The 21022-nt window shown below is 64.1% G+C and carries 16 protein-coding genes and 3 pseudogenes; 11 read left to right on the plus strand and 8 right to left on the minus strand.

Translation table 11 applies throughout. The features are described from left to right. Positions 1–393 precede the first annotated feature (393 nt). The 4 genes and pseudogenes from HDG32_RS27785 to HDG32_RS27800 form a co-directional block, all read right to left on the minus strand. Positions 394–927, minus strand: coding sequence for a DUF5943 domain-containing protein (locus tag HDG32_RS27785; RefSeq protein ID WP_184072224.1), 534 nt, complete (start codon positions 925–927; stop codon positions 394–396). Positions 928–1020: 93 nt separating this feature from the next. Continuing rightward, entirely contained in the window at positions 1021–1992 is a 972-nt protein-coding gene (locus HDG32_RS27790; protein ID WP_090807390.1) for a dipeptidase, read from the minus strand. Between the two features lie 70 nt (positions 1993–2062). Then, positions 2063–2230 (minus strand): annotated as a pseudogene (gene glyA / locus HDG32_RS27795) (serine hydroxymethyltransferase); the annotation flags it as partial. Between the two features lie 30 nt (positions 2231–2260). Then, positions 2261–3616 carry an MFS transporter gene (locus tag HDG32_RS27800; protein WP_184072225.1) on the minus strand — a complete coding sequence of 452 codons (1356 nt, stop codon included), beginning with the start codon at positions 3614–3616 and terminating at the stop codon, positions 2261–2263. Positions 3617–4068: 452 nt separating this feature from the next. Here HDG32_RS27800 and HDG32_RS27805 point away from each other — a divergent pair. Further along, positions 4069–4236, plus strand: a pseudogene (locus HDG32_RS27805) (DAK2 domain-containing protein); the annotation flags it as partial. A gap of 17 nt (positions 4237–4253) precedes the next feature. Here HDG32_RS27805 and HDG32_RS27810 read toward each other — a convergent pair. Both HDG32_RS27810 and HDG32_RS27820 read right to left on the minus strand, forming a co-directional pair. Continuing rightward, a pseudogene (locus HDG32_RS27810) lies at positions 4254–4800 on the minus strand (aldehyde dehydrogenase family protein); the annotation flags it as partial. A 53-nt stretch (positions 4801–4853) separates the two neighbouring features. Continuing rightward, positions 4854–5795, minus strand: a complete 942-nt coding sequence (locus tag HDG32_RS27820) for a LysR family transcriptional regulator (RefSeq protein ID WP_184072228.1) — start codon at positions 5793–5795, stop codon at positions 4854–4856. 291 nt (positions 5796–6086) lie between these two features. Between HDG32_RS27820 and HDG32_RS27825 the strand changes: the two genes are divergently transcribed. From HDG32_RS27825 to HDG32_RS36710, 10 genes are all read left to right on the plus strand, one after another. Further along, on the plus strand, positions 6087–7580 hold the full coding sequence (locus HDG32_RS27825; RefSeq protein ID WP_184072229.1) for a UbiD family decarboxylase: 1494 nt from the start codon (positions 6087–6089) through the stop codon (positions 7578–7580). Continuing rightward, positions 7573–8196 carry a UbiX family flavin prenyltransferase gene (locus tag HDG32_RS27830; protein WP_090807398.1) on the plus strand — a complete coding sequence of 208 codons (624 nt, stop codon included), beginning with the start codon at positions 7573–7575 and terminating at the stop codon, positions 8194–8196. The genes HDG32_RS27825 and HDG32_RS27830 overlap by 8 nt, the downstream gene beginning before the upstream one ends. Then, positions 8193–11222 carry a molybdopterin cofactor-binding domain-containing protein gene (locus tag HDG32_RS27835; RefSeq protein ID WP_184072230.1) on the plus strand — a complete coding sequence of 1010 codons (3030 nt, stop codon included), beginning with the start codon at positions 8193–8195 and terminating at the stop codon, positions 11220–11222. The genes HDG32_RS27830 and HDG32_RS27835 overlap by 4 nt, the downstream gene beginning before the upstream one ends. Further along, positions 11219–12040, plus strand: a complete 822-nt coding sequence (locus HDG32_RS27840) for a xanthine dehydrogenase family protein subunit M (protein WP_184072231.1) — start codon at positions 11219–11221, stop codon at positions 12038–12040. Before HDG32_RS27835 ends, HDG32_RS27840 begins: the two co-directional genes overlap by 4 nt. Then, the gene (locus HDG32_RS27845) at positions 12013–12579 is read left to right on the plus strand and encodes a (2Fe-2S)-binding protein (protein ID WP_184072232.1); all 567 of its coding nucleotides are present in this window, start codon (positions 12013–12015) and stop codon (positions 12577–12579) included. Before HDG32_RS27840 ends, HDG32_RS27845 begins: the two co-directional genes overlap by 28 nt. Continuing rightward, positions 12572–14128 carry an AMP-binding protein gene (locus HDG32_RS27850; protein WP_184072233.1) on the plus strand — a complete coding sequence of 519 codons (1557 nt, stop codon included), beginning with the start codon at positions 12572–12574 and terminating at the stop codon, positions 14126–14128. Before HDG32_RS27845 ends, HDG32_RS27850 begins: the two co-directional genes overlap by 8 nt. 6 nt (positions 14129–14134) lie before the next feature. After that, entirely contained in the window at positions 14135–14941 is an 807-nt protein-coding gene (locus HDG32_RS27855) for an enoyl-CoA hydratase/isomerase family protein (RefSeq protein ID WP_184072235.1), read from the plus strand. 33 nt (positions 14942–14974) lie between these two features. Continuing rightward, positions 14975–16723: a GMC family oxidoreductase gene (locus HDG32_RS27860; protein ID WP_184072237.1), complete on the plus strand. Its 1749-nt coding sequence runs from the start codon at positions 14975–14977 to the stop codon at positions 16721–16723. 97 nt (positions 16724–16820) lie between these two features. Further along, a complete protein-coding gene (locus tag HDG32_RS27865; RefSeq protein ID WP_184072239.1) occupies positions 16821–18197 on the plus strand; it encodes an MFS transporter in 1377 nt (458 codons plus the stop codon). A gap of 314 nt (positions 18198–18511) precedes the next feature. Then, entirely contained in the window at positions 18512–18754 is a 243-nt protein-coding gene (locus tag HDG32_RS36710; protein ID WP_244145037.1) for a hypothetical protein, read from the plus strand. A 7-nt stretch (positions 18755–18761) separates the two neighbouring features. Here HDG32_RS36710 and HDG32_RS27875 read toward each other — a convergent pair whose 3' ends face one another. Both HDG32_RS27875 and HDG32_RS27880 read right to left on the minus strand, forming a co-directional pair. Beyond that, positions 18762–19670, minus strand: a complete 909-nt coding sequence (locus HDG32_RS27875; RefSeq protein WP_090807413.1) for a LysR family transcriptional regulator — start codon at positions 19668–19670, stop codon at positions 18762–18764. 1004 nt (positions 19671–20674) lie between these two features. Further along, on the minus strand, positions 20675–20959 hold the full coding sequence (locus tag HDG32_RS27880) for a DUF4142 domain-containing protein (RefSeq protein WP_260336617.1): 285 nt from the start codon (positions 20957–20959) through the stop codon (positions 20675–20677). Positions 20960–21022: the final 63 nt, after the last annotated feature.

Below are 21022 nucleotides of genomic sequence, written 5' to 3' on the forward strand. Positions count from 1 at the left end.
AAGCTCAAGAGCGCTCAAAAGCGGCCTTCGATCATTGCCGCTTGCTGGATGCAGGCTACGCTGTGGTGATGTCATGAATTATGGAAGTCTCAATAATAGAGCCGTAAGACTTCCTTGATCTGACGCATGGATAACCTGTTGTTCGGCATTCGCACTCCCGACGCAAAAACGTCGAGGGTGCCATGGGTTACCCGCGTGGTTACCTCACATTCCAGCGCTCGACTTCACGTGAAATTCATGCTCGGGCAGTCGTGGAATCCGCGCTCGACCTGCCGTCGAATACGCACTTGTACGTCGCGTCAGGGACACGATGTCCGTTCTCGCGTACTGCAATGGCCTACGCTTTGGCGCCGTCTCTCAGCATCTCAGGTCAGCTTATTGCGAGAAAACGGTTTATTGCGCGACTGGCGACACTTCGAACACGCAGTGGTCGTGGCCTTCCGCTGCGCATTGCACTTCCTTCGACTGCGAGCGCGGAGCGCCCTCGCCAGCTTCAGTAGTGTCGTTCACCCAGTCCATAGCGCCGGCGAACCAGCCCGAGAACATGTAGCAAAGCTTGCCGTGCTTGCCCGGTTGCGCCAGCACGAAGGATGAGTGACGGAGTTCGACGCGCGCACGCGCGCTCACCGGATCGACTTCGACGATCGTGAAGATGCCCCATCCTCGTTGCGAAAGACGCTTCACGTAATGCTCGAATACGGCTATGCCACTGATGCCGTGCTGCTTTGCTTCCTTGTCGCACCAGTGATAGGCCGACTTGTAACCCGCCTTGTAGAGGATCTCCGCGTAGGCATCACGCCCGAGCGCCTCTTCGACAGCCTTGTGATTGTTCGTGAAGAAATGGCGCGGGACGTACAGCATCGGCAGTGCGTCAGAGGTCCAGACGCCAGTGTTCGGATCGACGTCGATCGGCAGTTGCGGTTGCATCGCGAGGGTGCTCCGAGGGGTGAGTTTCGGTTCGCGCGGGCGCTCGTCACGGCGCCCGTCGCGTTTCGATGAATGAGGATCGGGCTTCGGTGCTTATGCGCCCCAGACATCGCGGAACACGCGCACCCAGTTTTCGCCCATGATCTTGCGGATGCGCGTCTCGCTCCAGCCTGCGCGCTGCATGGCCGCGGTGAGGTTCGGGAACTCGCCGATCGTGCGGATGCCTTCCGGGTTCACGACCTTGCCGAAGTTCGTCAGACGGCGATAGCGGCCCTTGTCGTGCGTGAGCCAGTCGAAGAAGTCGACGCTGTAGCCCTGCGTGAAATCGGTGCCGATGCCCACCGTATCTTCGCCGGCCAGGTTGACGACATAGTCGATGGCTTCGATGTAGTCCTCGACCGTCGCATCGATTCCGCGCTTGAGGAACGGCGCGAACATCGTCACGCCGATGAAGCCGCCGGCCTCGGCGATTTCCTTCAGTTGTTCATCGGACTTGTTGCGCGGGTGCTCCTTGAGACCCGACGGCAGGCAATGCGAATAGCAGACCGGCTTCTTCGAGAACGCAATGGCCTCCGACGACGTATTGCCACCAACGTGCGACAGATCGACCATGATCCCGACGCGGTTCATTTCGGTAATCACTTCGCGGCCGAAATCCGACAGCCCACCGTCGCGCTCATAGCAACCGGTGCCGACCAGGTTCTGCGTGTTGTAGCAAAGCTGCACGACGCGCACGCCCATGTCGGCGAAGGCTTCGATATAGCCGAGGTTGTCCTCGAACGCGTGCGCGTTCTGGAAGCCCAGGATCACCCCAGTGCGGTTTTCCTTCTTCGCACGCGCGATGTCTTCGGTGGTGCGCACGAGCGTCAGCAACTCACTGTTTGCGCGGATCTGCTGCTTCATCAACGAGATGTTGTCGACGGTCTTCGTAAAGCTCTCCCACACCGACACCGTACAGTTGGCCGCGGTGATGCCGCCCTTCCTCATGTCCTCGAACACCGAGCGGTCGAATTTCGAAATGTTCAGGCCGTCGATGATGATGCTGTTCTCATGCAGATTGCTCATTCGATGCTCCGTATAGGCTTCTGGCGTGTGGGGTCGCTATGGCTGTGCGCAAGCTTGGCGATTCGGCGAATCAGTAAATCGGAAAGCGTTCGCACAGCGCGAAAATCTCACGGCGTACGCGCTGTTCAGTGGCCGCATCCCCATCCGGATGGTGGCCCAGCGCATCGAACACTTCGAGGATCAGGCGGCCAACCTCGCGGAATTCGCCGACGCCAAAGCCGCGCGTCGTGCCGGCCGGCAGTCTCGGGAAAGCTTCGAACGATCCGGGCTACCTGAGCGGTCGCTGCGCTCCGAGCATCTCGCCTATAGCTTGGTCGTTGTCAGTGCCCACATCTTGCAAGGACATTCGTGAAGTTTCTGGAAGCATCATCCCGCCGATCAGGCCCATGAAAGATACGGCGATCAGATACAAAGCGGGCGACAGATTGTTTCCGGTCGTGCCGATCAACCAGGTAGCGACCAACGGCGCGGTGCCCCCGAAGATCGTGTAGGCGAGGTTATAGGTAATGGCCGACCCGGTATAGCGCATCCTGGTTGGGAACACTTCCGACAACAACGCAGCCGTAACCACGCCCGACAACACCGCGCCTGTCGCGAGCATTGCCACGCCGATCAGTGCTGACAGAAATTGTCCCGAGCCCGCGAGCGAGAACGAGGGATAGACGACTACAATCAACAGCGCGCACGTGGTGAATAATGTCATGCGGCGCCCGGCGAAATCAGAATACAGGCCGGCCAGCGGACAAATGGCCGCAGCAAACAAAAGTGCCACAACGGTGATCAGCAGCGAAGTTGCGCGACTCATGTGTCCTACGACCTGCAGATATGTCGCGAAATAGGTAGTAAAGGTATAGAAGGACAATGCTGTCACTGAAATAAATGCACCGAGCTTCAGAATGCCGCCCGCCTGCGTACGGAACGTTTCGCGCAACGGCGCATGCGCCACCTGGTGCTCGCCTTCAAGAGCGCGGAAGGCGGGTGTTTCATTGAGACTGATGCGCAGGTACAGCCCGATGAGCCCGATGGGTGCGGACGCGAGGAACGGCACGCGCCATCCCCACGCGCTCATTGCATCAGCCGAAAGCGTTGCATCAAGCGCATAAGCGACGACGGCCGCGATCGCAAATGAAGAAAAAGTCGACACGGGAATAAAGCTGCCGTACCAGCCGCGTTTGTTTTGCGGCGCGTGCTCCATTACGTAGGCACAGGCGCCAGCATACTCACCACCGGCCGAAAAGCCCTGCACGCAGCGAATCACGGTTAGCAACAACGGCGCGAGAGCACCGATGGCGGCGTAGTTCGGCAGCAGGCCGATCAGTGTGGTCGCCCCGGCCATCATCAAGATGGTCAGCGCCAGCGTGCGTTTGCGCCCAATCCTATCTCCAATTAAGCCGAACACTATGCCACCGACCGGACGAAATGCGAAAGCCACTGCAAACACCGCGAAAGTCTTCAGGAGGCCCGCGGATGGATCGCTGCTCGGAAAAAACTCGCTCGTGAGGATAGTTGCGAGGAAACCATACGCTGCGAAATCGAACCATTCAACAAAGTTACCAATCGAGGCAGCCATGATGACTTTGCGCAGTGTTCTAATATCGACTTCAGGGGACGGTGCCTTAGACATTCGATACTCCCGTAGTTGCTGTGAGCGTGCCGTGAAAGCATCACCCACATGCGTAATCGATCGCGCTTCAAAAAGTGAGGATCGGTAGTGAGTAGAAGGGACCAAAAGTCGGCGTCATAGAACATTCCCGCCATTACGTTGTAACGAGAGCGCCAGGTTTTCAGCGCGCTGATTCGACTTCCGGTATTTTGAGCGAGGCGGAGGGTCGGCCGGGATTCGCAAAAAATCCGCCGTATCCCGCATCTCCAATCTCGACCTAAGCCACTGATTTTAATGCGAAATCGATCGTCGGATCGAGCGGAGGCACGGGTCGCCGGAGATCGGGCAGATAGTCACCGAGCGCGTCGTCCAGGCTGAAGAAGCGCTGATTGCGTAGGCGGGCGATGACCCATCTCTGCGCCAGAAGGAGCGACCACTCCTTTCGGCTTATCGCGGGGTTTTTTACTCCGGGCTGGAATGCGGCCTCGACGGCTAAGGGCGCGGACGAAACCGCGAGCATGGCGCGACGCGCCGGACGCGCGAGCTATCTCGGCGCGCGTGCGGTGGGTTGGCCCGATGGCGGCGCGGTGGCGGTCGCGATCTGGCTTGCCGCGTTGATGCCGCATAGCGGCGGACGCTAGCACGCGCCTTTGGCGCATCAACGAAGAGGAGCCACGTCTTCCACGATGCCCGCCGGCATGCAGATGTGCTTGATCTCGGTGAAGTCGGCGAGCGCGTCGTAACCGTGCAGACGCCCGAGCCCGCTTTGCCGGTAGCCGCCCGTTTCCGCTTCCGCGAACAGCTTGTTGTGATCGTTGATCCACACTGTCCCGTTGCGCAGCGCCCGCGCGGTGCGCAACGCGCGCGCGCCGTCGTGCGTCCACACGCTGGCCGACAGGCCGAAGACCGTATCGTTGGCCTTCTCAAGTGCTTCCTGCTCGCTTTCAAAAACTTCGAGCGTGACGAACAGCCCGAAAGTCTCGTCCTGACAGAAGAACGCCTTCGGATCGCCACGCTCGACGAGCGTCGGCGACAGAAACGCATGGCCGGAGCCCGCGCCGAGCAGCACGACGTGGGCGCAGACGTGCATCCTGCGCCCACGCCGTGCGATCGAACACATGGCGCGCGGCGGCGATGGCGGCATCGGCTTCATCCGCGCCGCCGTCGGCGAACTGGCCGATGGCCTCGCCCGTGGCGGGATCGATGCTGTCGAGCGTAGGCGTGCCGGTCCATTCGCCGGCAATCCAGCGTGATGCGTTCATGCGGAGCGTTCCTTCAAAGAAGGGGATGGTTCGTTACACGAAATATTCGAGGCTTGATGCAGCTCGTTGCCGATGATCGCGATCAGCGCTTCGGCCGCCGCGCTCAACGGCCTTCGCGGATGGCTCACGCAGATGACATGCCGCACGATGCGCGGCGCGAGAATCGGGCACGCGCGCAAGGTGCCATGCCGCGCCGCGCGCTCGACCACGATGCGCGGCAGGATCGTCGCAAAGCGCGTGTTTTCGACGAGCTTGAGGATGGTCGAGAGCACGTCGATTTCGAAGCGCGGCGCGAGCAGCACGTCTTCATGCTGCGCGGCGCTGTCGAGCACGCCGCGCAGGCCGTGGCGCTTGGTCGGCAGCACGAGTTCCAGTTCGGGCAGCTGCGCGAGTTCAATGGCGTGCGGCAGATCGGGGCCGTGCGCGGCGCTGGTTGCGAGCACCATCTCTTCGTCGAGCAGCGCGCGGGAGTCGAGCGACAGACGCGCGCGCGGCTTGTTGATGATCGCGGCATCCAGCTGACCGCCCGCCACCCAGTCGATGAAAGTCGCGCTGTAGCCGTCGGCGACCGTGACTTCGACATCCGGATATTGCGCGTGAAAGCGCGAGAGCGAATCCGCGAGCACGCTCTCTGTGACGGACGCAATCAGCCCGATGCCGACGTGTCCCGTCACGACTTCATCGCGCTGAACGATCTGCTGCCGCGCGTGTGCGAGGTCGCGCATGATCGGCAGAAACAGGCGATACATCAGCCGCCCTGCCGCGGTCGGCGCCATGCCGTGCGCGCCGCGCTCGAAGAGTTGCTGATGCAGTTCGTCCTCGAGCTTCGCGATCTGCATGCTGAGCGCGGGCTGCACGATATTCAGGCGCTTGGCCGCCCGCGTAACCGAGCCGTCCTCGAACAGCGCGATGAAGTACTGAATTTGCTTGAGGTCCATCTCATCCCTTCGTGCATCAGCGATGCTAATAGCCGCCACCTGCATTATCACGTCGAACGGTGCTTGCCTGCCGCTCGCCGTTGCCGCCCACGCCCGCCAGTGCGGGTTGCGGGACGGGTCTATTGATACGTAACTGTAAGAAGGCTGTCATCGGGGCTAACACTGATATAAGAGGCAATGATTCAGCGCATCAGAAAACACTATTAGAAGTTATGGTGCGATATCGCTACGCTTGACCCCATCGCTCGCTGCGGCATCACTTTGCCGGGCACAGCACAGATGGAGACGCTGATGAACATACGCGATGCCGAAAAGAACGGCATTTCCTCATTCTCGTGGGCCCCGGAAGGCTCGGAGGCGGGCTCGCTCTCGCTGCGCGACTGGCTCGCGCATCTCGCGAAGACGGGACGCCTCGCGACCATCGACAAGCCGGTTGCGCTCGAACACGAACTCGCCGCTGTCGCCAAACGCCTCGACGGCACGCAAGCGGCGTTTTTCACGCGCCCCGGCGGCCATGCGGTTCCGGTCGTGAGCGGATTCATGTCGAAGCGGGCGTGGATTGCCGAAGCAATGGGCGTCGATGAAGCCGGTTTGCTCGCACGTTTTTCCGCCGCTGCCGCCGAGCCGCTCGCGTCGAAAGTCATTGCGCGTGAGGACGCGCCGTGCCAGCAAGTGGTGCATACGAGCGGAATCGATCTGCACGCGCTTCTGCCTATTCCCACGCATAGCGAGCATGACAACGGCCCGTACATCACCGCGGGTCTCGTGATTGCGCGCAATCCGCGCACCGGCGTGCAGAACGTGTCGATCAACCGCATTCAGGTGCATGGCCGCGATCGCATGGCGATTCTGCTGCTGCCGCGCCATCTCTACGCGTTCCAGCGCGCCGCCGAGGAAGCGGGCGATGCGCTCGACGTGGCCGTCGCCATTGGCGTCGATCCGCTGACGATGCTCGCTTCGCAAGCGATCACGCCCATCGATAACGACGAACTCGAAATCGCTGGCGCGCTGCACGGCGCGCCGCTGCCGGTCGCGCAATGCGTGACGAGCGGTGTGCAGGTGCCCGCGTTCGCGGAGATCGTCATAGAAGGACGCATTCTGCCGAACGTGCGCGAGCCGGAAGGCCCATTCGGCGAGTTCCCAAAGTACTACAGCGCGAAGGAAGCGCGCGAAGTCATTGAAGTGACGGCGGTGACGCATCGGCGCGACCCGATTTTTCATACGATCGTGCCGGCCGAAATGGAGCATCTGCTGCTCGGCGCGATTCCGCGCGAAGCGACGCTCCTCGCGCACCTTCAGCGCAGCCATCCGGCGGTGAAGGACGTGCATCTGTCGGTAGGCGGTGTGTGCCGCTATCACCTGTGGGTGCAGTTCGACAAGAAACGCGAAGGCGAAGCGAAGAACGTGCTTCTCTGCGCGTTCGGCGCGCATTACGACATCAAGCTGGTCGTCGTCGTGGATACGGACGTGAACGTGCACGATCCCGCAGAAATCGAATGGGCGATTGCGACGCGCTTTCAGGCCGACCGCGATCTCGTCGTCATCGCGGGCGCGCAAGGCTCGCCGCTCGATCCCTCGACGACGGTCGGCCAGCCCGACGACGCCCCCGCGCATCTGCAAGGCATCAGCGCGAAGATGGGACTCGACGCGACGCGCCCGGTCGTCTATCCGGCGCATGTCTTCACACGCGTGCGCATCCCGGGTCAGGACACCGCGGATCTGACCGCGCTCGTCGCCGCCGACAACAGCGCGCTCGACGCCTACCTCGCGCGCGATCATGGCTGAGCGGAAGAAGCGCATCGTCGTGGGCATCTCGGGCGCGAGCGGCGCGGTCATCGGCGTGCGGCTGCTCGCTGCGCTGCGGCGCCTCGGCACGCACGAGACGCATCTGATCGTGTCGGCGTCGGGTGCAGTGACGGCGGCGCAGGAACTCGGCCTCACGCGCGGCGACGTCGACCAACTCGCGGACGTCGTGCATAACGTGCGCGATATCGGCGCGGCCGTGGCGAGCGGTTCGTTCCTCAGCGAAGGCATGGTGATTGCACCGTGTTCGATGAAAACGCTCGCGGGTGTCGCGAACGGCTTCGCGGACAATCTGCTGACCCGCGCCGCCGACGTGATGCTCAAGGAGCGCCGCCGCCTCGTGCTGGTCGCGCGCGAGACGCCGCTCAATCTCGCGCATCTGCGCAACATGACGCTCGCGACCGAAATGGGCGCCATCGTAATGCCGCCGGTGCCGGCGTTCTATGCGCATCCGAAGACCATCGACGATGTCGTCGATCACACGGTCGGGCGCATTCTGGATCTGCTCGGCATCGAGCACGGCGAGATTGCGCGCCGCTGGAGCGGTCTCGCCGATGAATTCGGCAGCCGCGGCGAAGATGACGGAGTGACGCCATGAATCAGCGCGAAACCGGATTTGCCGATATCAACGCGCGCGTGGCCGACAGCGATGCCGCGAAGCCGCAGCGCCACGTCGGCCAGCCGATGCAGCGCTTCGAAGACCCCGCGATTCTCACGGGTCGCGGCCGCTACGGCGACGATATCGCCGTGAAGCCCGGCACGCTGCACGCAGCGATTCTGCGCTCGCCGCACGCGCATGCGGAACTCGTTTCCATCAATACCGAAGCCGCATCGAAGCTGCACGGCGTGCGCGCCGTGCTCACGCGCGACGATCTGCGTCCGTGGTCGCGACCCTTCGTCGTCGGCGTGAAGTCGCCGATGGAGCAGTGGGCGCTCGCGATGGACCGCGTGCGCTACGTCGGCGAGCCGGTGGCGGTGGTGATGGCGGAATCCCGCGCGCTAGCGGAAGACGCGCTCGACCTCATCAAGGTCGACTACGCGATGCTCGATCCGGTCACGTCCATCGAACAATCGGTGCGGGGCGATGCGCCGGTGCTGCACGAGCGGGTCGGCAGCAACGTGATCAGCGACCGGCGTTTCCGCTATGGCGAACCGGAAGCCGCGTTCGAAAACGCGCCGCATCGCGTGAAGCTCGTCGCGCACTATCCGCGCAACACGTGCGCGCCGATCGAATGCGGCGTGGTCATCGCCGAGTATCTGTCGGGCGGCGAAGGCTATGACGTCACATCCAATTTCATGGGACCGTTTTCGCTGCACGCCGTCATGGCGATGGCGCTCAACGTTCCCGCGAACCGTCTGCGTCATAAGGCCCCGCGCGATTCCGGCGGCAGCTTCGGCGTCAAGCAGGCGGTGTTTCCGTATGTCGTGCTGATGTGCCTTGCCTCGCGCAAGGCCGGCGCGCCGGTGAAATGGGTCGAGGACCGGCTCGAACACCTGAGCGCGGCGACTTCCGCGACCGCGCGCCTTTCGACCATCGAAGCGGCCGTTGAAAGCGATGGCCGCATCGTCGCGCTTTCCTACGATCAACTGGAAGATATCGGCGGCTACGTGCGCGCGCCCGAACCCGCGGCCTTCTACCGGATGCACGGCTGCCTGACGGGCGCATATGCCATTCCGAATCTCGTCGTGCGCAACCGCGTCGTGCTCACGAACAAGACGCCGACCGGCCTCGTGCGCGGCTTCGGCGGACCGCAGGTCTACTTCGCGCTGGAGCGGCTCATTCAGCGTATCGCCGTCGAACTGAGGCTCGATGTGCTCGATGTGTACCGCCGCAACTTCGTTCCCGCCGATGCCTTTCCGTATCGCGCGACGGCGGGCGCGCTGCTCGACTCCGGCAACTATCAGGAAGCGCTGCGCCGCTCGATGACCGAAGGCGGCTACGACGAACTCGTCGCGCGACGCGACGCGGTGCGCAAAGTTGGGCGTCTTTATGGCATCGGCTTCGCGGCGATCGTGGAGCCGTCGGTATCGAACATGGGATACATCACGACTGTGATGCCGCCCGACGCCCGCAAGAAAGCCGGGCCGAAGAACGGCGCGATCGCCAGCGCGACGGTGAGCGTCGATCTGCTCGGCGGCGTGGTCGTCACCATCGCGTCGACGCCAGCGGGCCAGGGCCACATGACGGTGTGCGCGCAAGTCGTCGCGGATGTGCTCGGGCTCGACCCGAAGGACATCGTCGTGAACGTCGAATTCGATACGCACAAGGACGCGTGGTCCGTCGCGGCGGGCAATTATTCGAGCCGATTCGCGGGCGCGGTGGCCGGCACGGTGCATCTGGCCGCGACCCGCGTGCGCGAAAAGCTCGCGCGCATTCTTGCAAAGCAGTTCGGCTGCGCGCCCGGCGACGTGCGCTTCGAAGGCGCGCGCGTCTTTCCGAACGGTGCCGAAGAGCGCGCGTTGCCGTTCGCGCGCGCCGCAAGCAATGCGCCGCACTGGGCGCCCGCGCTGTTACCGGAAGGCGAGGAGCCGGGTCTGCGCGAGAGCGTCTTCTGGTCGCCGCCGCACATGGACGCGCCCGACGAGCAGGATCGCATCAACACGTCGGCGGCGTATGGCTTCGCGTTCGACATGTGCGGCGTGGAAGTAGACAGCGTGACGGGGCGCGTGCGCATCGACCGTTATGTGACGACGCACGACGCCGGCACGCTACTCAATCCCGCACTCGCCGATGGCCAGATTCGCGGCGCGTTCGTGCAAGGCGTCGGCGCGGCGCTGATGGAAGAGTTCCGCTACGGCGCGGACGGCAGTTTCCAGTCCGGCACGCTCGCCGACTATCTGATGCCGACGACCTGCGAAGTGCCCGACCCGGTGATCGTACATCTGGAGACGCCGTCGCCCTTCACGCCGCTCGGCGCGAAGGGGCTCGGCGAAGGCAACAACATGAGCACGCCGCCGTGCATCGCGAATGCGGTGGCCGATGCCCTCGGCGTCGACGATATCCGCCTGCCGCTCACGCCGCCCAAAGTGATGGCGCTGATCGGCATCGACGATCCCGAACCGTCGCGGCCCGAACTGCGCGAAGCACCGGCTGCGAAGCCCGCGACGCCGGGCGGCAAGGCGTTGACGGCGCGCGGCACGGTCGATTTGCCCGCGACGCCCGAAGCCGTGTTCGGCGTGCTGCTCGACCCGAAGGCGCTCGCGAAGGTTATTCCCGGCTGCCATGCGCTCGACGAGACCGCGCCGAATCAATATCGCGCGGACGTGACGGTGGGCGTCGGCATGATCAAGGCGCGCTTCGAGGCGCGCATCGGCTTGTCGGAGATCGACGCGCCGCACCGGCTGCGGCTCGCGGGCGCGGGCATCTCGCCGCTCGGCAGCGCGCGCGGCAACGGTCTCGTCGAACTGACGCCGCAGGGAACCGGCACGCGCCTCACTTATGACTATGAAGCGCAGGTGTCGGGCAAGGTGGCGGCGGTCGGCGGACGCATGCTCGAAGGCGCGGCGAAGGTCGTGCTCAAGCAATTGTTCGAATCGCTCGGACGGCAGGCGGCGGGCCAGCCCGTCGAGCAGCGCAAGTCGTGGATTGCGCGGATTTTGGCCCGCTTCAGGAGGCACGTATGAAGCCCGCGCCGTTCGATTATCTGCGCGCCATGACGACGCAAGACGCGCTCGACGCCCTCGCGCAAACCGGCGACGACGCGCGCGTGCTGGCGGGCGGTCAATCGCTGATGGCCGTGCTCAACATGCGGCTCGCGCAGCCGCGCGTGCTGGTCGATATCTCGCGCACCGCCGAACTCGACGCCGTGCGCGTGGATGACAAAGCAGGCCATCTCGTCGTGAGCGCGGCGGCGACGCAAGGCAGCGTCGAATGGCGTCCCACGCTGCGCGACGAAGTGCCGATGCTCGCGATGGCGTTCCCGCATATCTCGCATTTTCAGATTCGCAATCGCGGGACGGTGTGCGGCTCCGTCGCGCATGCGGACCCGAGCGCAGAACTGCCGCTCGTGCTGGCCGCGCTCGGCGGCGACGTGATGCTGCGCTCGAAAAAGAAGCGCCGCACGCTCGCCGCGCAGGACTTTTTTCAGGGAATGCTGATGACCGCGCGCGAGCCAAACGAACTCGTGGAAGCCGTGCGCTTTCCGCTCAGGAAGCCCGGCGAACGCTATGCGTTCAGCGAGTTCTCGGCGCGGCACGGCGATTTCGCGATCGTCGCGTGCGCGGCGGTGGTGACGGACGATTCGATCCGTATCGCGGTCGGCGGCGTCGCGGACCGGCCGGTGGCGGAAAGCTGGCCGCGTCTGACAGGCGACGACCTGCGCGGCGCATTGAACGACCTGAGCTGGAAACTGAACGCGCAGGACGACGCGCACATCAGCGCGAAATATCGACGCAATCTCGTCCGGCAACTGGGATGGCGCGTGATCGAGGAGGCTACGTGAGCAGCAACACATCGGACAACATCATGCGGCAAGGGGAGCAGCGGCGCATCACGCTGACGCTCAATGGCCGCGAACGCAGCGGCCATTGCGAGCCGCGCGAACTGCTGTCGGATTTCATCCGCCACCAACTGGGCGCGACCGGCACGCATGTCGGCTGCGAGCATGGCGTGTGCGGCGCATGCACGGTGCACGTGGATGGCGTCGCGGCGCGCTCGTGCCTGATGCTCGCGGTGCAGGCCGATGCGCGGCGCATCGACACAGTCGAAGGTCTTGCGCCCGACCAGACGCTCGGCGATTTGCAGCAGGCGTTCCAGCGCCATCACGCGCTGCAATGTGGCTTCTGCACGGCGGGCATTCTGATGTCATGTGCGGACTATCTGCAGCGCGTGCCGAATCCGACCGAGGATCAGGTGCGCGACATGCTCTCGGGCCATATCTGCCGCTGTACCGGCTATACGCCGATCGTCGCGGCCGTGCTCGATGTGGCAGCGCGTCGTCAGGTCGAGGCGCGCGGCAAGAAGGAGGCCGAACATGCTTGATCTCGGCCGCACGTTTCTGCAAAGCGTCGAGCGCAGCCCGAACGCGCTCGCGCTCGTCGATGGCGACATGCAACTGACCTATGCGCAGTGGCATCGCAAGATTCTGAATGTCGCCGATGCCCTGCGCGAACTCGGGCTGCAACGCGGCGACCGGTTGCTCGTCGTGCTGCAAAACCGCTGGGAAATGGCGACGCTGCACTGGGCGGGGCAATTCTCGGGCATCGTGATCGTGCCGCTCAACTGGCGCGCGAAGCCGGAGGAAGTCGAGTACTGCGTGACGGATGCCGGCGTGAAGGCGATCGTCTACGAACCCGTTTGCGCCGATGCCGTCGTGGAAAGCGCCGCCGCGCAGCACGTGCCGCGCATCGGTCTGGACGACGCCCCCGGCCGCACGATTGCCTTCGACGCGCTGCTCGCGGAACGCACGCGCACCGGCGAGACGACGCACGCCACCGCCGACGATATCTCGCTGATCCTCTACACGTCCGGCACGACCGGCAAGCCGAAGGGTGTCCCGCGCCGTCATCGGCATGAACGCGCGGGCGCGCTCGCGCACGTCGCGCAGAACCTGTACCGGCGCGGCGAACGCACGCTCGGCGTGATGCCGCTTTATCACACGATGGGCGTGCGCTCGCTGCTTTCGATGGCGCTCGTCGATGGCGTCTTCGTCTGCGTGCGTCGCTGGAACGCGAAGCTCGCGCTCGAATCCATCGCGAAGTACGCGCTCACGTGCCTCTATCTCGTGCCGACGCTTTATCACGATCTGCTCGCGGACAGCGCGTTCGCCAGCACCGATACGTCGTCGGTCAGAAAGCTAGGCTTCGCGGGTGCGCCGATGAACGATGGTTTGCTCAAGCGCCTGTCGGCTGCGTTCGAGCCGGAGATCTTCGTCAATCACTACGGTTCGTCCGAGGTCTACACGGTCAGCATCGATCAGGACGCGACGCGCAAGCCGGGCAGCGCCGGGCGCGCGGGCGTGAACACGCGGCTGCGCGTCGTGAAGCTCGACGCCGTGTCGCCCGATGAGATCGCACAGGCCGGCGAGGAAGGCCAGATCATCGCGGACCTGCTCGGCGACGAAGCATTCGAAGGCTACTGGAACCGCCCGGACGCGAACGCGAAGTCGCTGCGCGAGGGCTGGTATTTCACCGGCGACACCGGCTATTTCGACCGCGACGGCGATTTGTACGTGACCGGCCGCGTCGATGACATGATCATCAGCGGCGGCGAAAACATCTCGCCGGTGGATATCGAATCGGTGCTCTCGCTGCATCCGGCCGTCGATGAAGTCGCGGTCGCGGGCGTCAAGGACGAGCGCTGGGGCCAGCGCGTGGTCGCGTTCATCAAGCGCCGCGAATACGTCGATGCCGAGGCGCTCGACGCCTGGTGCCGCCAGTCCGACCTCGTCAACTTCAAGCGCCCGCGCGACTACGTGTTCGTCGACGATATTCCGAAGTCGCCGGTCGGCAAGATTCTGCGCCGCAAGCTCTCGGCGGGCGAATACGCATCCGACGGCAACGTTCACCCTACACAGACCACAAAGGAGTAACCCGATATGAGCGATTTGAACCATCGCGGCCAGACGCTGCTGCAAGGACTCGACGGCTTCTCGGTCGAGATCGACGCCGAACGCGAGCGCGCCGACATCATCCTGCATCGGCCGCCGTTGAATGTCATTTCGATGCGCGCGCGCGACCAGTTGCGCACCGTCATCGAGGCGCTGGACGACGACGAGCGCGTGCGCGTGATCGTCGTGCGCGCGACGGGCGAGCACTTTTCGAGCGGCGGTGACATCAAGGGTTTTCTGGAAGCGTCGCCGGAACACGTGTCGAAGCTCGCGTGGAATATCGCGGCGCCCGCCCGTTGCTCAAAGCCGGTGATCGCGGCCAATCGCGGCTTCTGCTTCGGCGTGGGGTTCGAGCTGTCGCTGGCTTGCGATTTCCGCATCGTCACCGAAACGACCTTCTATGCGCTGCCGGAGCAAAAGCTGGGGCAAATTCCGGGCTCGGGCGGCTCGGCTCGTCTTCAGGCGATGGTCGGCATCGGCCGGACGAAGGACATCGTGATGCGCTCGCGCCGCATTCCGGGGAAGCAGGCTTACGAGTGGGGCATTGCGGTGGACTGCGTGGCCGACACGGAACTGGAAACCGCCACCGATGCGCTCGTCGACGAACTGCGCGCGTTCTCACCGCTCGCTCAGCGCACCGCGAAGAAGCTGCTGAACGATTCGGAAGATGCGCCGCTTTCCATTGCTATTGAACTTGAAGGGCATTGCTATAGCCGGCTGCGCACATCGGACGATTTCCGCGAGGGCGTCGAGGCGTTCCATGGCAAGCGCAAGCCGGTGTTTCGCGGAAGTTGATAAGCAGCGTCACAGAAGAACAGGAGACAGAGGATGGAACGCTTCGATTACGTAATCGTGGGCGGCGGCTCTGCGGGATGCGTGTTGGCGCATCGGCTGTCGGCCGTGCCGTCGCTGCGCGTCGCGCTGATCGAAGCAGGCGCCGATACGCCGCCGGGCGCGGTGCCCGCCGCCATCCTCGACAGCTATCCGATGCCCGTCTTCTGTGGCGAGACCTACATCTGGCCGGACCTGAAGGCGAAAGCCACCAAGGACGCCGCGCCGCGCGTCTACGAGCAGGGCCGCGTGATGGGCGGCGGGTCGAGCATCAACGTGCAATCGGCCAATCGCGGCCTGCCGCGCGACTACGACGAGTGGGCTGCGAACGGCGCCGATGACTGGGCGTGGCGTGACGTGCTGCCGTACTTTCGCAAGCTGGAACGCGACGTCAACTTTCCGGGCGGCGAACTGCACGGCAGCGACGGCCCCGTGCCGATTCGCCGCATCATGCCGAAAGACTGGCCGCCCTTCTGCGATGCGTTCGCCAAGGGCTTGCGCGCGAATGGCGTCGCGCAATTGCAGGATCAGAATGGCGAATTTGGCGACGGCTTTTTCCCCGGCGCGTTCTCGAACATCGACGACAAGCGCGTGTCCACGGCCATCGCCTATCTCGACGAAACCACGCGCAAGCGCCCGAATCTCACGGTGTATTCGAACCTTCGCGTCGAGCACATCGTGATGGAAGGTGCGGCGGCGCGCGGCGTGATCGCGCTGGCGCAAAGCGGCGAGCGCGTGCGTTTCGAGGCGGGCGAAGTCGTGCTGAGCGCGGGCGCGCTGCAGTCGCCTGCGCTGCTGATGCGCGCGGGTATCGGCGATGCCCGCGAACTCGCGGCGCTCGGCATCGCGTGTGCAGTGGATCGGCCGGGCGTCGGGCGCAATCTGCAGGATCATCCGTCGCTCACGTTCTGTCATTTTCTCGAACCGCGCTTTCGCATGCCGCTCGCGCGACGCCGCGCCAGCATGATGGCCGCGCGCATGAGCTCCGGCGTCGCGGGCTGCGACGAGTCGGACCTGTATCTGTCGAGCGCGACACGCGCGGCATGGCACGAGCTGGGCAACCGGCTGGGCCTTTTCTTCCTGTGGTGCAACCGGCCGTACTCGCGCGGCCGCGTGCAGCTCGTATCCGCCGATACCGCCGCCGCTGCGCGCGTCGACCTGAATCTGCTCGACGACGAACGCGATCTGCAACGGCTCGCTACCGGCGTGCGGATGCTCGCGAGCGTGGTCGAGGCGTCGGGGCTCGGACGCGATCCGCGCGACTTCTTTCCAGCGGCGTTTTCTCCGCGCGTCAAGGCGTTGAGCCAGGTCGGCGAGCGCAACGCGCTTTTGACTTCGATGCTCGGCACGCTGCTCGATACGCCCGCGCCGCTGCGTCGTTTTCTGATCGAACGCTTCTTCACGCGCGGGCTGGACATGGCCGCGCTCCTGGCCGACGACCGCGCGCTTGCCGACTTCATCCGCGCGAACGTGTTCGGCGTGTGGCATGCGAGCGGCACATGCCGCATGGGCGGCGCGCAGGATCGCGACGCCGTCACGGATAGCGAAGGGCGCGTGCACGGCGCGCAGGGACTGCGCGTGGTCGATGCATCGCTGATGCCGAGACTGCCTTCGGCCAACACCAACATACCGACCATCATGATCGCCGAGAAGATCGCCCACGCGATGGTCACACAGCGACGCGCGAGCTTGGCATCGGGCGCATCCAGCGACTCCGCTGCGCCGCCGCTGGCCGCCGCGCACTGACGATTTTTTAACCTCGACAAGAGCACGCCAAAAGACAAACGTGCCTGCGACACGGGGGCGATCGAAAGACGGCCCAGTGACATACAAGGAGATGCAAATGTCCGTAGTAGCGCAAGAAGGTGCCGCCGCGCTTCACGTCAATCAGCGCCAGGTCATGGGCGCAGTCGTGGCCTCGTGCATGGGTTGGGCGCTCGATCTGTTCGACCTGTTCGTGTTGTTGTACGTGGCGCCGGTGGTCGGGCGTCTGTTCTTCCCATCCGAGCACGCGATGCTCTCGCTCGCGGCGGTCTATGCGTCGTTCGCGGTGACGCTGCTGATGCGCCCGCTCGGTTCCGCGCTTTTCGGCTCCTACGCGGACCGTCATGGCCGCAAGGGGGCGATGATCGTCGCGGTCGTTGGCGTTGGCCTCTCGACGGCGGCCTTCGGCATGCTGCCGACGGTCGCGCAGGTGGGCCTCGTCGCGCCGGTCCTGTTTATGCTGCTGCGCCTCGTGCAGGGCGTGTTTGTCGGCGGCGTGGTGGCTTCGACGCATACCATCGGCACGGAATCCGTCGCGCCGAAGTATCGCGGCGCGGTTTCGGGGCTGATCGGCGGCGGTGGCGCGGGCCTTGGCGCACTGCTCGCGTCGCTCACGTATCTCGCGATGTCGTCGCTTTTTCCCGGCGATCTCTTCGACGTCTGGGGCTGGCGCTGCATGTTCTTTACCGGCATCCTGAGTTCGCTGCTCGGCCTCTTCGTATTCAATAGCCTGGAAGAATCGCCGCTCTGGAAGAAGCTCGCCGCCGAGAAGGCCGCCAAGGCCGCCGCGCAGGTCAAGAGCGGGCAGGCGGAAGTGGTGCGCTCGCCGGTTCGCACGCTGTTCTCGCGGGACTATCGCAAGGTGCTGTTCGTGAACCTGCTGCTGACCATCGGTGGCGGCAGCGGCTATTACCTCACGTCGGGCTATCTGCCGACCTTCCTCAAGGTCGTGAGCCACGTGCCGAACGGCGCGGCCGCCGCGATCCTGATGATCTGCAGCGTGGCGGTGGTCGTCGCCTCCGTTGCGGCGGGGCATCTGAGCACGTTCATCGGGCGCAAGAGCGCGTTCGTGTGGCTCGGCCTCATCCGGCTGGTCGCGCTGCCTGCGCTCTTCGTGCTGCTGCCGACCGCGCAGAACATCACGATGATCGGCGTGTACGCGGTGCTGCTCTCCGCGCTCGGCAGCGCGGGCTATGCGCCGATCCTGATCTTCCTGAACGAGCGCTTTCCGACTGCGATCCGCGCGACCGGGACGGGTCTTTCATGGAATATCGGCTTCGCGATCGGCGGGATGATGCCGACCTTCGTCTCGCTCGTCGCGAAGGATGCGAGCCAGTTGCCGTCGACGCTCGCGATCTTCGTCGGCGCGATCAGCGTGATCTTCCTGATCGGCGCGTTCGTCGTGCCCGAGACGCTCGGCAAGCTCGAAAACGGGGCGGCGCGCAATCCGTCCTGAAGCATGCAAGCATCGGCGGGCGCGCCGAAGAGCGCGCCCGCGCATCGTCCGATAGAAAAAGGAGACGCTCATCATGAAGTATGACGACGACATTCGCGCGCGATCCTACAAGTTTCGCGACGAATATGTGCAGGCGACGCCGTGGTGGTATCGCGGAGAGATGCATCTCGGTTTCACGCTCATTTTCACGACGGCGGTGATCGTCTATTGCGCCGCGCAGCTTCATGCGCCGACGTTCGCGGAATGGCTCGCGGTCGTGCCGCTCTTTCTGTTCGGCAACTGGGCGGAATGGGCCGCGCACCGCTATGTGCTGCATGGCCGCGTACTATCTGATGTACGAAGGGCTGCACACGCTTTCGCATGTGACGGACAGCCCGTTTCTCGACCGCGTGCCGCTCATCAACACAGTCCGGCGCCTGCACGTCACGCATCACGATCCCGAACTTATGGCGACGCAGAACTTCAACCTCACGTTCCCGATCTGCGACACGCTGTTCGGCACGCGCAGCGATGCGTCGCGCAGCGCGCGTGAGCCGATGAGCCCGAGCGGCGGTTGAGTTTTCACTAAGCCCGCGCGCCAGTGGTCACGCGCCGGATCTCCTCGGTGATGATCGCAATGAGCGCCTGCGCGGCCGGCCCGATCGGCCGCTTCGGGTGAGTGACCTGAATGATGTGACGCACGATCGGCGGCGAGTCGATCGTGCGCGCCCGCAGCAGGCCTTCGTCCACCTTCGCCTGCACCACGACGCGCGGCAGGATCGTCGCGATGCTGCTCTGCTCGACGAACTGCACGATGGTGCTGAGCAGATCGATCTCGAACTTCGGCTGAATGACGACGTCGGCGGCCATCAAGGCGGCGTCGAGCGCGCCGCGCAGTCCGTTGCGGCGCGTGGGGAGCACAAATTCGATACCGGACTGCGTGACCAGATGCATCGTCTCCGGCAGATCCGGCCCGTGCGCCGCGCTCGTCACCAGCACCATTTCTTCCACCAGCAGCGGCTCCACGTCGAGCGTGAGCCGCCCGCGCGGCTTGTTGATGATCGCGGCATCGAGTCGGCCCGCTTCGACGGCGTCGATGAGTTGCGCGCTGAAGCCGTCCGCGACGGACACTTCGACTTGCGGAAAAAGGGCGTCGAACCGTGCGAGCGATTCGGGCAGCACGCTTTGCGCCTCCGACGACACCATCCCGAGCGACACGCGTCCCGTCACGATGACATCGCGCCGGCTCAGATGCTCGCGGGCATGTTTGATGTCGCGCATGATCGGCGTGTAGAGGCGGTACATGAGCCGCGCCGCTTCGGTCGGAGCCATGCCATGCGGGCCGCGCGCGAAAAGTGTCTGCCGCACTTCGGCTTCGAGCTTCGAAATCTGCATGCTGAGCGCGGGCTGCGCGATGTTCAGCCGCTTGGCCGCGCGGGTCACGGTGCCCTCCTCGAAGAGAGCGATGAAATACTGGATCTGCTTCAGTTCCATGGGGCGGCGGTCGGGCGGAAGGAATCGGCTGTCGGTTGAACGCAGATATCGTAACGCCGCGCGGGATTTGCGTCGCCCTTAAGACATTGGGCCGCTCGCCGTTAACCCGTCGTTTTTCTGCTGCGGATAACCCGGGGATCATACGGGCGACGGCGACTGCGGCGACGCATAGCTGCCACCAAAGCGGTAGTCGCCAGATAACGCACCCGAGTTCGCAGCCGCCGACGGGGATGTTTGCGTCGCAACCTTGCATTGCAGCGGTGCGTAAGCCAACAGCCTCGGCGTATCGAGCTTGGCGTAGTCTTGATAGCCTCGGATAGGGACGGACGCCGTGAGTATTCTTTGTCGAATCAAGATCGCCGTGACGGCCTGCTCGGTTGCCGCCGGATGCGTGTCGCAGCCCATAGGGCCGGCGGTAGCCGTGAAGCCGGGGCGCGACAAGCCATTCACCGTTTTTCTGCGGGACGATGCGCAGTGCAAACAGTATGCGAGGGAGCAACTGGCGAGCGGTGTCGACACGCGCGCCGCGAGCGACGCCCACGTGCCGCGGGCACAACTGAACGTGCAGCAAAGATACGATCTCGCGTACCTGGAGTGCATGCACGCGAAGGGGAATGATGTGTCGGAGCGTACGGAGCCAACGACGGAGCCTGAATAAGGGACCTTTCGCAGGACGACTACATACAGCTGCCGGACGGCGGCGCCGACAGCGCGGCAGGCGTAGGCACGTAACGTATCGCCGCTCCGCGTGTGCTGTCTCATTCAACCGATAGAAGGCGCTGACACGCGCTTGCGTTTCTGAGGCAGTTACAGATTGCTTTCCGGACATTCGCACCTCGGCAGCCGCGAATGACAGGTTTCGCCGTTTGCAGATGCGAGTTTTCGACTATCGGCATTCGACGCAGCCTCCCCCTTGAAATCAACACCCGCGATCACAAAATCCTGCAGGCCGGACTATCAGATGTCATTGGCCCCCAGCACCACGTATCTCGCGCACCCCGCGGTCAAGGCGCCGGCGCATCGCGCCATCCGCGAATGTAGTCTCCGTCGAACGCGTACTCATCGGCCGCATTCAACCTGGCGAGGTTGTCATCCCCTTCGTTCCGAAACGCCTCGCTCTTCCTACTATTTTCGGGGTAGAGCATCAGCCTCTGCGTCAATTCGACGGCTGATTGATACAAGTCGCTGTGTTCCGCGATCATTTTTCCCGCGAAATTCTGGATGCTTCTTCTCTGGCTTCGGCTTAGCGCTAGGTTGCCCGCCTCGATTTCGGCTCGATTCGCCACCATGAATGACCGGAAAACTTGCTATAGAGGTTGGCAGGCCAGGCGGCCATGAGAGAATTCTTGTTC

The organism is Paraburkholderia sp. CI2 (assembly GCF_014201055.1).
Taxonomy (GTDB): domain Bacteria; phylum Pseudomonadota; class Gammaproteobacteria; order Burkholderiales; family Burkholderiaceae; genus Paraburkholderia; species Paraburkholderia tuberum.

Bases quoted from the DNA above. Each gene is read 5' to 3' on its own strand.
- HDG32_RS27785 (WP_184072224.1), bottom strand. From the start codon at position 927: ATGCAACCGCAACTGCCGATCGACGTCGATCCGAACACTGGCGTCTGG.
- HDG32_RS27790 (WP_090807390.1), bottom strand. From the start codon at position 1,992: ATGAGCAATCTGCATGAGAACAGCATCATCATCGACGGCCTGAACATT.
- HDG32_RS27800 (WP_184072225.1), bottom strand. From the start codon at position 3,616: ATGTCTAAGGCACCGTCCCCTGAAGTCGATATTAGAACACTGCGCAAA.
- HDG32_RS27820 (WP_184072228.1), bottom strand. From the start codon at position 5,795: ATGGACCTCAAGCAAATTCAGTACTTCATCGCGCTGTTCGAGGACGGC.
- HDG32_RS27825 (WP_184072229.1), top strand. From the start codon at position 6,087: ATGAACATACGCGATGCCGAAAAGAACGGCATTTCCTCATTCTCGTGG.
- HDG32_RS27830 (WP_090807398.1), top strand. From the start codon at position 7,573: ATGGCTGAGCGGAAGAAGCGCATCGTCGTGGGCATCTCGGGCGCGAGC.
- HDG32_RS27835 (WP_184072230.1), top strand. From the start codon at position 8,193: ATGAATCAGCGCGAAACCGGATTTGCCGATATCAACGCGCGCGTGGCC.
- HDG32_RS27840 (WP_184072231.1), top strand. From the start codon at position 11,219: ATGAAGCCCGCGCCGTTCGATTATCTGCGCGCCATGACGACGCAAGAC.
- HDG32_RS27845 (WP_184072232.1), top strand. From the start codon at position 12,013: ATGGCGCGTGATCGAGGAGGCTACGTGAGCAGCAACACATCGGACAAC.
- HDG32_RS27850 (WP_184072233.1), top strand. From the start codon at position 12,572: ATGCTTGATCTCGGCCGCACGTTTCTGCAAAGCGTCGAGCGCAGCCCG.
- HDG32_RS27855 (WP_184072235.1), top strand. From the start codon at position 14,135: ATGAGCGATTTGAACCATCGCGGCCAGACGCTGCTGCAAGGACTCGAC.
- HDG32_RS27860 (WP_184072237.1), top strand. From the start codon at position 14,975: ATGGAACGCTTCGATTACGTAATCGTGGGCGGCGGCTCTGCGGGATGC.
- HDG32_RS27865 (WP_184072239.1), top strand. From the start codon at position 16,821: ATGTCCGTAGTAGCGCAAGAAGGTGCCGCCGCGCTTCACGTCAATCAG.
- HDG32_RS36710 (WP_244145037.1), top strand. From the start codon at position 18,512: ATGGCCGCGTACTATCTGATGTACGAAGGGCTGCACACGCTTTCGCAT.
- HDG32_RS27875 (WP_090807413.1), bottom strand. From the start codon at position 19,670: ATGGAACTGAAGCAGATCCAGTATTTCATCGCTCTCTTCGAGGAGGGC.
- HDG32_RS27880 (WP_260336617.1), bottom strand. From the start codon at position 20,959: ATGGTGGCGAATCGAGCCGAAATCGAGGCGGGCAACCTAGCGCTAAGC.